At 65.6% G+C, this 12,894-nt stretch carries 6 protein-coding genes and 1 tRNA gene; 6 read left to right on the top strand and 1 reads right to left on the bottom strand.

Annotation, left to right across the window (positions count from 1 at the left end):
* Window positions 1-444: 444 nt before the first annotated feature.
* From ACQY80_RS01880 to ACQY80_RS01870, 3 genes are all read left to right on the top strand, one after another.
* On the top strand, window positions 445-4,128 hold the full coding sequence (locus tag ACQY80_RS01880; RefSeq protein WP_428683078.1) for an autotransporter domain-containing protein: 3,684 nt from the start codon (window positions 445-447) through the stop codon (window positions 4,126-4,128).
* A 79-nt stretch (window positions 4,129-4,207) separates the two neighbouring features.
* Window positions 4,208-5,269, top strand: a complete 1,062-nt coding sequence (locus ACQY80_RS01875; protein ID WP_428683076.1) for a helix-turn-helix transcriptional regulator — start codon at window positions 4,208-4,210, stop codon at window positions 5,267-5,269.
* A gap of 151 nt (window positions 5,270-5,420) precedes the next feature.
* Window positions 5,421-6,731: a tetratricopeptide repeat protein gene (locus ACQY80_RS01870; protein ID WP_428683074.1), complete on the top strand. Its 1,311-nt coding sequence runs from the start codon at window positions 5,421-5,423 to the stop codon at window positions 6,729-6,731.
* Between the two features lie 219 nt (window positions 6,732-6,950).
* Here ACQY80_RS01870 and ACQY80_RS01865 read toward each other — a convergent pair.
* Window positions 6,951-7,037 (bottom strand) — tRNA-Leu (locus ACQY80_RS01865).
* Between the two features lie 307 nt (window positions 7,038-7,344).
* Between ACQY80_RS01865 and ACQY80_RS01860 the strand changes: the two genes are divergently transcribed.
* The 3 genes from ACQY80_RS01860 to ACQY80_RS01850 all read left to right on the top strand — a co-directional run bounded on the left by ACQY80_RS01860 (window position 7,345) and on the right by ACQY80_RS01850 (window position 12,889).
* Window positions 7,345-8,967: a hypothetical protein gene (locus ACQY80_RS01860; protein WP_428683072.1), complete on the top strand. Its 1,623-nt coding sequence runs from the start codon at window positions 7,345-7,347 to the stop codon at window positions 8,965-8,967.
* A gap of 83 nt (window positions 8,968-9,050) precedes the next feature.
* Entirely contained in the window at window positions 9,051-11,831 is a 2,781-nt protein-coding gene (locus tag ACQY80_RS01855; RefSeq protein ID WP_428683070.1) for a TonB-dependent receptor domain-containing protein, read from the top strand.
* A gap of 188 nt (window positions 11,832-12,019) precedes the next feature.
* Window positions 12,020-12,889, top strand: coding sequence for a type II secretion system protein N (locus tag ACQY80_RS01850; protein ID WP_428683068.1), 870 nt, complete (start codon window positions 12,020-12,022; stop codon window positions 12,887-12,889).
* Window positions 12,890-12,894 lie beyond the last annotated feature (5 nt).

Raw genomic sequence — 12,894 nt, 5'->3', positions numbered from 1 at the left:
GAGCTCCCGGTCACGTCGGAATTATTGTCAAAAGCAGGGTGGCGACAGATCGCCACCCCGGTTTGCGCCAGTAGCACACGGCCATCAAGGGCCGCCCGGAACCGGACGGTCAGCTCCGCGCATAAACCATTGAAAGTTTGATGACTCCAGCGTCCTCAACTGGCCAGCCCTGCGCTCAATTCCGGGTCGGCGCGTATGCCCGTGCCTTTGGCTCCGCACCCGATAGCGGAATTACAGCATCTCACCCAAAGATGTAAGTTGCAGTGCGAGCTTGACGCGTTGCGTAGGCTCGAAGCCGCCGCGAGCTATCGAAAACCACTAAATGCAACAGCTTGCAACTTGGTCCGCATCGTCGGGGACCGGCAGGAAGGACGGCGATCGGGAGGGCGCGGCATGCGTTCGGGAACCGATCGCATCTGCCCTTCCAGCCTTGAGGTACGATCGATGACCAAGCCATTTTCTTGCCCGCGCCAACACCGCGCCGCTTTGCTCGGCGCCACCGCCATAGCCGCCCTCTCGCTTGCCGCCCCGGCCGCGGCCCAATGCGTCGTCCAGCCCGGCGGAGCCGCCACCTGCTCGGGGGACAATGGCGCCGAGCAAACGGTTATCAACGGCGGTGGCGCGGTCACGGTGACCACGACGCCGGGCTTCAGGATCGACAGCCCGGGCAACGGGCTCGTCATTTCCGGTTCCGGTTCGCTAATCTATAACGATGACAATGCCTCGACCATTATCGGACGCGGGCGTGACGGCATCGCGGTCGGCAACGGCGGTGGCGCGTCGCGCGTCGAGATCCGCACCGCCGGCGACGTGACCGGCGGTGGCCGCGCCGGGATCATCGTCAACAATGCGGGCACGGGCGGCGTGCTCGTCGAGGCGGGGGGAACCGTCACCGGTGCGCTGACCGGCATTACCGTCGTGGCGCTGACCGGCAGCGGCGGCGACAGCGAAGTGATCTCGAACAACGCCGCCGGCGGGACGTCGGGCATCGGCGTCGAGAACCGCGGCGGCACCGGCGCGATCCGCATCACTTCGACCGGTACGGCCAGCGCGACGAACAGCGAAGGCTTTGCGATCCTCGGTTTCCACAGCGTGCAAGGCGCCGGCGGCGACCTCGTGATCGAGGCGAACCATGTCGGAGGTGCCGGCGGCGGCATCCAGGTCAACAATATGGGCAGAGGATCGACGAGCGTGACAGTGAACGGCACGCTCGATGTCGCCAGCCGACAGGGCCTTACGATCGGGAATTTTGCGACCGCAACCGATCTGACTGTCACAGCGCGTAGCAGCGTAACTTCGGGCGCGACGGCGATCGCGATCAGCAATGTGGGTACGGGGCTTACTGTCATCACCGCACAGGGCCAGTTGCTCAGTAATAACGTCCGGCCGCAGGAAAGCGACATCAGCGGCAACGGCATGAACATTACCACCGGTGGTAGCGCCGGTGACGTGATCGCGAATGTCGCGGGGGTCGAGGGGCGGGCGGGTATCCTGATCCGCAACCTCGGCCGCGGTTCGCTCGCGCTCACCGCGACCGGCCTGGTCGAAGGGCGCGACGGCCGCGGGGTCGAGATTGTTGCAGGATCGTCCGCAGGTGCGATCGACGTTGATCTGGCGGCCGTGACTGGCGCGACCGACGGCGTGACCATCGCCGCGCAGGGCAACAGCCCCGTGAATCTGTCGATCGCCGGGCCGGTCATCGCGAACGGCAACGGGGTGCGCGTCGAGCATTCGGCGAACGGCATCGGCGATCTGAACGTGACCGTTGGTTCGGTCAGCGGCGGGCAAAACGGTGTGCTGATGCTTGCGACGGGATCGGGCAATGCACGGCTTGTCGCGACCGGCACGCTGTCGGGCGAGGGAGGCGCCGGGCTCAACATGTTTTCGCGCGGAGAGATCGAGGCCGATGTCGTCGATGTGACCGGGGTTAACGGCGTGCTGATCAGCACGTCCGGACCGGGCAGCAGCATCGATTTCGTATCGACGGGGACGCTCACCGGAACCGGCGGCGACGGCGCGTTCTTCAGCAATGCCGGGACGATCCGGATCGACGCCACGGACAGCGTCGGCACGCGCAACGGACTGACGCTGAGCTACGGCGGGCCCGACGAAGCGCGGATTTTATTGCAGGGCACCGCGACCGGCGGCGCCAGCGGCGTGCGCGCCGCGACGGCGGCGGGAACGACGGGCACGCTGGCGATGGATGTGAACAATGCATCGGGCGGCGACTATGGCGTGTCGATCCAGACGCGCGACGCGGGCGGAGCGACGCTGATCACCCGCGGGCTGGTCGAGGGCGGCATCGCAGGGGTAGATTATCTGGCCGACAATGGCGGCGCCTTCTTGCTCACCAACCTCGGCACGATCCGCAACAGCTCTGCCGCATCGGCCGATCTGGCGATCCAGTCGGCGGGCGGTGCGGTCGAAATCGTCAACAATGGCAGCCTGCTCGGCACGGTCCGGCTCGATGCCGGTGTCGTCGTGCCCGAGCCCGAGCCCGAAGATCCGCCGGAGGAGCAACGCGAGTTGGGGGCGCGGAGCGCGTTCGTCATCGCGGAAGTTCCTGATATCGCCGCAAGCCACCGCTTCACCAACGCTGGAACGTGGAACAGCATCGGCGGTGTCAATGTCTTCGGCGGCGACGACGATGTGCTGGCCAATATTGTCGGCGGCCGCCTGATTGGCGGCGTATCGGCAGCAACTGCCGAGACCACGACCTATTCGGGGCTCGAGACGCTGGTCAACGGCGGTACGATCACGATGGTCGATGGCGGCTTCGGCGACGTTGTGCAGACGAGCGGCGATGCCAGCTTTGCTGCCGGATCGGTGCTCGCGGTCGACGCCGGGGGTAGCGGGTCGGACCGCTTCCTCGCCGATGGCGCGACCACGATCGAGGCGGGCGCCCGACTCCAGGTCAGCAATCCGCAGCCGCTCGTCCTCGGCACGCGGTACACGGTGCTGGAATCGGCGGGCGGGGTTGTCGGCAGCTTCACGCTCGACAATGCGCTCCAGTCGGCGTTCCTCGGCTATCGTCAGGGCAGCACACCGACGACGATCTTCGTCGAACTGGCGCGGCTGCGGGCCTTTGCGGCGGCCGGACTGACGCCGAACCAGACGGCGGTCGGTTCCGCGCTCGACGGGCAGGCGGGGAGCGATCCGCTGGCGGCGGCGGCGATGCTGCTGTCGACCGACGCGGCGGCGCAGGCGGCTTTCGACGGCCTGTCGGGCGAGGTTCATCCCGCGGTTCGCACCGCGATGGTCGAGGACACGCGCCTGCCGCGTAACGCCGTGCTCGAACGGCTCCGCGCGCCGCAGGGCGGCGCGGTATGGGCGCAACTGGTAGGCAATTGGGGCGAGAGCGATGGGAAGGGTGGCACCGCCGACCTCGATCGCGACATGATCGGCGGCGTGCTGGGGGCCGATTTCGGGGTCGGGGACGGCGTGGTGATCGGCGCCGCCGGTGCCTATCTCGAAACCGACCTGACGCTTGCCGCGCGCGCCAGCGATGCGAAGCTCAAGAGCTTTCACATCCTCGGCTATGCGGGTGTCGGCTTTGGCGACCTGTCGTTGAAGGCCGGCGTTGGCTATGCGAGCTACGACATCGACACCGACCGGTTCACTGCGTTCCCCGGTGTCGGCCAGACCCTGCTCGGCGCCTATGACGGATCGGTGATCCATGGTTTTGCCGAAGCGGGTTATCGCATCGGGCTCGGTGGCGGCCATGTCGAACCTTTCGCGCAGGTCGTGGCGATTCGGGCGAAGACCGACGGCTTCGCCGAAACCGGAGGCAGCGCGGCGCTGGCTGGAGTAAAGGCCAAGGAGAATGCGCTCGCCTCGACGCTAGGCATCCGGTTCGAAACGGCACCGGCGGGGACGTTCTCGGTCGCCGGCATGGCTGGATGGCAGCATGGTTTCGGCACGCTGGAACCGGTCAGCCAACTTCGCTTCGGCACCGGTCCGGCCTTTTCGATCCTGGCCGCCGGACAATCGCGGAACGCGGGGGCGGCAGCCATCGAGGGGCGCTTCCGGCCAAGCGAACGGATCACCGTCAGCGTCGGCTATGATGGCGTGATTGGGTCGGCAGGACAGGATCACAGCATCAAGGCTGGGCTGCGGATCGCCTTCTGACTCCGGCCCGGTCCCCGTCTGGCGGCGGGGACCGGGTTTGGATTGCGCAGCGTGTTGCAGTGCGGCATAGCCAGGTCACGTGTTCCCGGTCGAATCCATCTATGATGCTGCCGCCGACGAGCGGTTGTTTCCCGATCTGCTTCGGCGGATCGTGGATCATTTCGGCGCGCAAGCGGGTTTTCTCGGCTGGATGGGCGGGGCCAGCGGTGCCGGGTTTCAAGCCGAATATGGCAATGATCCGGCCTTTCTGCAGTCCTATGTCGAAACCTATGCGCCGCTCGATATCCTTCGTCCGGCGCTGATGGATACGCCCGAGGGTGAACCGCGGCCCGCATATCCATTGCTGCAATCGGACGAGATTCAGGAAAGCCGCTTCTACCGCGAATATATCGCGCCGCAGGGCATCGTCGACAATCTGGCGACCAATCTGATCAAACGCGACGGGATGTTCGCGACAGTCGCGATCCTTCGCACCGGCGACGTGGCGCCTTTCGATACCGGCGATATCGAGGCGATGCGGGTGCTGGTTCCGCATCTGCGGCGCGCCGTCTATCTCTCGAGCCATCGGATCGGGCAGGCGGATCTGCTTTCGGCCTATCGTCAATCGGCGGAAGGCGCGCGTGACGGGCTGGTGTTGCTTGGCGACGACGGCCGCATCCTCGACCTGGGGCCGGAGATCGAACGATTGACCGGGTTTGCGTCAATCGAAGCGGCCGGGCGGTCGGCCTTCGGTCGCGCGCTGGCGCGGGCCGCGCACGATGGCAAACCGGTTCTCCACGAATTCAGCTTCGGCAAGCGGCCGGTACGGCTGCTGCTCGCCTCGCGCGCGCTGTCGCGTAACCGCTATGGCGACGTCAGCGAGGGGCCGGGGGCCGCCTATGCGGTGAGCGTAACCGAGGTCGATCGTCGCTGGGGTCTTGCCTATGACGCCATTGCGAGCGCGCACGACCTGACTCCCGGCGAAACCCGCGTGCTGCAGGACGTGCTGACGCATGGCGAGATGATCGGCACGTCGGACCGGTTGGGTATCGCGCGCGCGACAGCGCGCAGCCATCTGCACCGCATCTATGCCAAGACGGAAACCTCCGGCTTTCCGGACCTTTGCCTGTTTGCCCACCGGTTCATCGTCGCGGCGACCTGACGCCTAAACAGATGATGGATGCAGGCCTGCGTCCGATCGCATAGGCCCCCGCGCAATCGATCCTTGGCGTCCGCCAGCGCAGAAGGGGTGGGTCAAGCGTGTTTCCGTTCGTCGTCCGACCTGTCCGCCCGTGACAGCCAGCAGCAAGTCCGTGCCAGATCGCATCGACGGCTGGAAATCGATCGGCGCCCATTTCGGACGCGACCGGACCACCGCGATACGCTGGGCGCGCGAGCGTGGGCTTCCCGTCCACCGTCTTCCGGGGGGCAAGACGGGGACGGTCTACGCGCTGCGCAACGAGCTCGATGCCTGGGCCGCGAGTTTACGCGACCCTAAACCCGCGGACCGGGTATCGACCGCCGCTTCCGGCCAGCCATTTTGGCTGCGTCCGGGAGCGGCGGCATCGGCTCTGCTCATTCTCGCCGTCGGCGGCGGTCTATGGGCCATGACCCAGCCGGCCCCGCCGGCGCGCGTCGTTGCCGCTGCACCTGTGCTTCCAGTCGAACCTGCGGTGGCGCAGCGCTTTCTCGAAGCACGCGACCTCCTCGCCGACAGAAATGCCGGATCGATCGAACGCGCAATCGAAACCCTGCGGGGGGTGACGCGCGACGACCCCGGCTACGGGCCGGGATATGCCGCGCTGGCCGAAGCGCTGATCCTGTCGCGCGAATTCGGCAGCCGGAGCGATGCCGATGCCTTTCCGGAGGCGCGGGCCGCCGCCCTCGACGCTTTGCGGCTCAGCCCCTCGCTCGCCTCTGCCCAGCGCGTCAACGGCTTCGTCGCTTACTGGTGGGACCGGGACTTCGACGCGGCGAAGCGCTATTTCGACCGGGCGCTGACCCTCGCGCCAAACGACGCTAACGGCCATTTCTGGTTCGGTAACATCTTGGCCGATCATGGCGACGGGCAGGCCGCGCTGTCGCATCTCAACGACGCCCGTACGTTGTTGCCAGGTTCGGTCGCGATCCAGACCGACCTTGCCTGGGCGCAATGGTCGATGGGTGACGAAGCGGCGGCGATTGCCGCACTGACCGACCTCGAGCGTCGGCATTCCGACTTTGCGGTGATCCACGATTGTTTGAGTGTCATCCGCCTCGCCAAGGGTGACTATCGAGGCTTTGTTGCCGCGCAGCAGCGCTTTGCCGCGCTTCGTCAAAATGCCGGGCTTGTCGGGCGGATCGATGCGGTCGCCACGGCGCTCGCCGAGAGCGAGGCGCGCGCGCATGCGGTGCTGATGGAGCAGGCGCTCACCGACCTCGCGACCGGAGATCTGCGATCGCGCGCCTGGCCAAGCTTCCTGCTATCGGTTGCGGGTGACCGGCCGGGTCTGTTGCAGATGCTGCATCAAGCGGTCGAGCGTCGCGAACGATGGGGCGACGCCGGTCTGGTCCGTTCGATCGCGGTCCGGTGGCACGATGATCCCGATGTTGAACGGCAACTCGGCCTTCTGACGGCGTCCTGACGGGGCTGCTCCCCGGGCAAAGGTCACTCAACCAAAGACGACGGGATGAAGTTCGAACGGCGATTACGGAACACACTCGCTATGCAGAACGAAGCCGTCAGCTATTACGCGGCGACCGGCAATTTGTGCGCCGTGCAAATCCTTCTTGGCTACGCCAACAACGAAAGTATGGCTCGATACTAATGCTAAATACCTAAAACCGCCATATTCTGGCGATGATGGTGCGGTCGAGAAGACTCGAACTTCCACGGCCTTTCGGCCACAACGACCTCAACGTTGCGCGTCTACCAGTTCCGCCACGACCGCACATCATGATGGTCCGGACGGGCCGGCACCAGGTAGGAGCGGGCGCCTAGCAAAGCTTTTCAGGCGATGCAAGCGGGGGTGGCCGCTTTTATTTCTTGCATGGGCGACGGCGCGGCTGCGCGGCGCTGGCCGATGTCACCGAAACGACTCCAAAGAGTCTCTCAACTGTCACGGGTCTGGCGTCAGACCGTCATCGAATCATCCTAGTGGCGGCGTCACCGGGGGCGGGGCGCGATTCCTTCTCCTTCGTTCGCCGGTGGTTTTTCAGCAGCGCCCCCTTGTGCGCACACCGGGAACGGAGACTTTCATGGCGGCTTTCGCACGCGTTCGTTTGATCATGCTTACCAGCGTGGCCTGTTCCACCCTTGCGGCCTGCGGAGCCGACGACGTCGCGTCGCCCGGTGGCGGCGGCACGATCATCATCAATCCGACTCCGACTCCCACGCCGACGCCGACCCCCACGCCGACCCCGACCCCGCCGTCGGTGACTCCGGCCGCCGGCTGCCCGACCATTTCTTCGGGCGCCCTCACCGACAGCGGCACGATCAGCAACGCAGCCGTCGGCAGCTTCCGCGTCTGCACGCTGCCCGCGCGCATGACGGGTAATGTCACGCTGCCCAAGATCGCCGGCTTGGTGTATCGTATCAACGGCCGTGTCGACGTCGGTAACGACCTGGGTTCGACCACCACCGGCACCACCACTTCGGTGCTGACGATCGAACCGGGCGTCATCCTCTATGGCGAATCGGGTCCGTCGTGGCTCAACGTCAACCGCGGCAATTCGATCCAGGCCGTCGGCACCCCGACCAAGCCGATCATCTTCACGAGCCGCGACAATATCCAGGGGCTTAATACCGAAAGTTCGTCGGGCCAGTGGGGCGGCGTCGTGCTGAGCGGTCGCAGCCAGATCACCAACTGCGCCAGCGGCACTGCGACGCCGGGCACCACCGCCTGCGAACGCCAGACCGAGGGTTCGGTTGATCCGGCGCTCTACGGCGGCGCGAACAACAGCGAAAGCAGCGGCCGGATGAGCTATGTCCAGATCCGCTTCTCGGGCTACATCCTGTCGGGCAACAGCGAGCTTCAGTCGCTGACGCTGCAGGGTGTCGGTTCGGGCACCCAGATCGACCACATCATGTCGTACAACAGCTCGGACGATGCGATCGAAGTGTTCGGCGGCCATGCCCATGTGAAGCATTTCATCGCGGTCGGCGCCGAGGACGATAACCTCGACACCGACGTCGGCACCAAGTCGAACTGGCAGTACGGCATTGTCGTGCAGCGTCCGAACATCGGCGACGCGCTGATCGAAGCGGACTCGGATGACGCGCTCGACGGTGACAATCCCCGCCAGAACACCCGCGTTTCGAACTATGTTTTCTACCAGAACTCGCAGAACTCGTCGTCGGATCAGGCCTCGATCCTGCTGCGGGGCGGCACCGACTACGCGGTCTACAACTCGGTCGTCGTCAGCCCGACCAACCCCTGCCTGCGCATCAGCCGCGCGCAGACGGCCTCGGGCACGCAGAACGCCGCGATCGACGAATTCGGCGCGCCGATCTTCCGCTCGGTCCTGATGCAGTGTTCGTCGACGAAGTACATCGGCAGCGGCGTCACCGCGGCTGAAGTGCAGGCGATCTTCGGCACCGGCACCAACGGCAACAACGATGCCTATACGCCGACGCTGACCAGCCTCTACATCAACGGCGCGACCGAAACGGCTGTGACGCCGTTCAACGTCTCGACGCTGAACGGCAGCACGTTCAACGGGATCGAGCAGACCCGCGCCGGCTTCTTCGACGCCCCGACCTATATCGGCGCGGTCAAGGACGCGAGCGACACCTGGTATCAGGGCTGGACCTGCAACAGCGCCACCGCGAACTTCGGCACCGGCAACTCGGGTCTGTGCACCTCGGTGCCGACCACCTGAGGCCTTTGCTTCGATTGGGGAGGGGGCGGCATCGTGCCGCCCCCTCTCATGCATATTTTCGGGTTTCCTGAGGGGTGACTGTCATGTCCAAGCCGATCCGGCTCGCCAGCCTGTTGTTGATTTCCACGGCGCTCGTCGCGCCCGCCACGGCGATGGCGCAGTCGGATCCCGCGGCGGACACCCCCGCGCCGCCGGCGGTCGATCCGGCCGCTGAAGCGCCTGCCGACGCGGCAGCGGAAGCGCCTGCCGACGCGGCAGCGGAAGCGCCTGCCGACGATCTCGATATTTCGATCCCTGGCGGCGGCGACATTGTCGTGACCGGCCGCCGCAATGCCAATGTCGAGCGCACCGCGCCGCAGGTCGTCTCGGTCCTCGGCGCCGCCGACATCGCGCGCACGGGCGAGGGCAATATCGCCGGCGCGCTCGGCCGCGTCACCGGCCTCAGCGTCGTCGGCAACGGCTTCGTCTACGTCCGCGGCCTTGGCGACCGCTATTCGCTGGCGCTGCTCAACGGGTCTCCCCTCCCGAGCCCCGAGCCGTTGAAGCGCGTCGTGCCGCTCGACATCTTCCCCTCGGGCATCATCGCCTCGTCGCTGGTGCAGAAAAGCTATTCGGCGAACTTCCCCGGCGAATTCGGCGGCGGCGTGATCAACCTGACGACGAAGGCGGTCCCGCGCGAACCCTTCCTGCAAATCGGCGGCAGCATCGGCGGTAACTCCGAAACGACAGGCCAGCTCGGCTATACCTATTTTGGCACCGGCAGCGACTGGACCGGCTTCGGCGACGGCGGGCGCAAGTTGCCGTCGGCCTATGCCGCGTGGCGCGCCTCGGGCCTGCGCATCAACGATCCGACGGTGAACCAACAGGCGATCGCAGGCCAGTTCGTTACCCCGCGCAATGCGCTGCTCCAGCGCAACGACAATATGCCCGTCAACTGGGGTGCCAATATCACTGGCGGCAAGTCGTGGACGCTCGGCGATACCGAAATCGGCCTGATCGCGACCGCAGGCTATACCAGCAAGTGGCGCACCCGCGACGTGACGCAGCAGACCGCAAACGCGCTCGACCTCTCGTCGCTGAACACCAATGTCCGCCGGGTGATCACCGACAACCGCGTCGTCGTGAACAGCCTCATCGGCCTCAGTGCCGAATTCGGCGAGAACAAGGTCCGCTGGACCAACCTCTATATCCGCGACACGATCAAGCAGGCACGCCTCGGCGCCGAGGATCGGCCTGACACGGCCGACGCTAACCCTGGCGTCAGCTTCCAGTATCAGGACACCGCCTGGTATGCGCGCCAGCTGTTCAACACGCAGTTCGTGGGCGAATTTCAGCCCTTTGATGACCTCAACGTCGACGTTCGTGCCGGCTACGCCAATTCGCAGCGTCAGGCGCCGTTCGAGCTGAGCTTCCTTTACAGCCGCTCGAACAGCCCGACCGATCCCTATGGCCAGTTCTTCACGAACACGCTCAACACGGGTCAGCGTCCGGGCAGTGCGACGATCGCCTTCTCGGACCTGAACGAGAACCTCTATTCGGCCGGAATCGACTTCACCTATGAAATCGCGCCGACGGTGAAGGCCGTCTATGGCTATGCCTTCAGCGACACCAGCCGCGTCACCGAACGCCGCGATTTCCTATTCCAAGGCAACAACAATATCCCGCTCGGCGTCTCGTTGTTGCGGCCCGATTTGCTGCTGTCGCAGGCGGTGATCTGTTTCCCGCCGCTCAATCCGGTGAGCAATCCCAATTGCCCGGCGAACCCCAGCCCGACCGGGATCAGCCTAGTCGACAGCACCGGCTCGAACCCGACTTTCCGCGCGACGCTGCGCAACCATGCGGCCTATTTCCAGCTGCAGGCGGATCTTCTCGAGGGGCTGAACCTCAATGTCGGTGCGCGCTACGAGACTGCTGACCAGCAGGTGAGCGCGGTGCAGGTCTATACTGTCAGCCCGGTGCTGCCGCCCGACACCAACCTTAGCCGCAACTATCTGCTGCCGGCGGCGACGCTGACCTACGAGATCGAGCCGAAGATGCAGGTTCGCCTCAGCGCGTCGAAGACGATCGCGCGGCCGCAGTTCCGCGAACTGGTGTTCCAGACCTATTACGACCCGGACACCAACCGCGCCTATCAGGGCAACCCGCAGCTCGTCGACAGCCAGCTGTATAATGCCGAAGGCCGCTTCGAATGGTATTTCGCGCCCGAACAGCGCCTGTCGATTGGTGGCTTCTGGAAGAAGATCAAGAATCCGATCGAAACCTACGCCAGCTTCGACGGCAACAGCGTCATCACGCGCTTTGCCAATGCGCCCGAGGCCACGCTCTATGGCGTCGAGGTCGAGGCGCAGAAGCATTTTGACCTTAGCGGCTGGGGCAGCTTCTTCGCCAATCGCCGCGCGGTGCTGATCGGCAACTACACCTGGTCGAAATCGAAGCTGAAGGTCGGCGCCGACGATCCGGTCCAGGCCTTCCCCTTCACCGGCGCGACGCTGGCGAGCCAGTTCTTCCGCGATGGTGCGCCTCTGACCGGCCAGTCGGACCATCTCGGCAACATCGAAATCGGGCTCGAGGATACCGAAAAGCTGTCGCAGCAGACGATCCTCATTTCCTATGCGTCGGATCGCATCACGCGGCGCGGCCCGTCGGGCCAGCCCGACATTTTCGAACGTCCGGGCATCCAGCTCGACTTCGTGGCGCGTCAGGGCGTTATGCTGGCGGGCAAGGAGTTCGAGCTGAAGTTCGAAGCGCGCAACATATTGGGCACCAAATATAAGGAAATGCAGCAGAGTGGTGACAACACCATCTACTACAACCTGTACAAGCCCGGGACGACCTTCTCGCTGAGCGGCTCGGTCAAATTCTGACGTGTCCCTATGCCGCCATTCCCGCTTCGCCGGGGATGGCGGCGCCGGACGCCACGCGCGGGCGGACTCGCCCGATTGTCAAAAAACTGTAATCTCTCCGTCAGCTGATTGTCACCGATCGCCCCTAGGCGATTCGCGAGACAGGTTTCTTCAGGCTGGGGGACGGGTAGGATTCGATGGCGACGCTGATGACCGGATCGGCCGTTCGGCTGCCGCGCGCGCTGCCCTCGTGGTTGCGGGTCGGCAAACGCTCGCCGCGCGACCTTGCGCCGCTGCTGCTCGTCGGCCTGCTTGGCGCCGCGCTCATATGGCAGGCCGTCAGCCTGCTGTGGACACTGGTCACTCCGCTGTCGCCGCTCGGCGCCTGGCAGCCGCAGACGGCGGTCATCGCCTCGCCCGCCGAACGCCGCGCGCTTTTCACCAGCATCGACCCCTTCTTCCGCGGCGCCGCGCAGGGACCGGCGAACGCGACGGTCACCTCGGCGGGGCTGACCCTGTTCGGGATCAACATAAATGAAGCGACCGGCGGCGGTTCGGCGATCATCGCGGCTGAGGACGGGGTGCAGAACAGCTATGCCGTCGGCGACGAAATCGCGCCGGGGCTGAAACTCGTCGGCGTCGCGTTCGACCATGTTCTGCTCGACCGCGGCGGTACGCGCGAAAGCCTGTTCCTCGACCAGAGCGGCGAGGCGCCGGTGACGGGCACCGCGACTCCGCTTCCCGCGCCGACGCCCGAACCCGGTGCAGCGGCCGGCACCGCCGTCACGCCGGGGGGCGAATTGTCGCCCGCTGCGCTCAAGGCCGGTATCGGTTTCGCGCCACGCGCCGAAAGCGGCAAGGTCACCGGCATAGTCGTCCAGCCGCAAGGCGATGGCGCTGTCTTTCGCGCCGCGGGCCTCAAACCCGGCGATGTGATCCGGTCGGTCGGTGGCCGCCCCATCGGCTCGGCGAGCGATGTCGCAGCCCTCGCCAACCAGCTCACGCCGGGCGCGCGTATCTCGCTCGAGGTCGAGCGTGGTGCCAGCGTCGTTCCCGTTGCCATCTTCCTCACGAAATAGGGTTT

It is taken from the genome of Sphingopyxis sp. (assembly GCF_965279755.1).
Taxonomy (GTDB): domain Bacteria; phylum Pseudomonadota; class Alphaproteobacteria; order Sphingomonadales; family Sphingomonadaceae; genus Sphingopyxis.
This window is presented reverse-complemented; position numbering and strand designations above follow the sequence as displayed.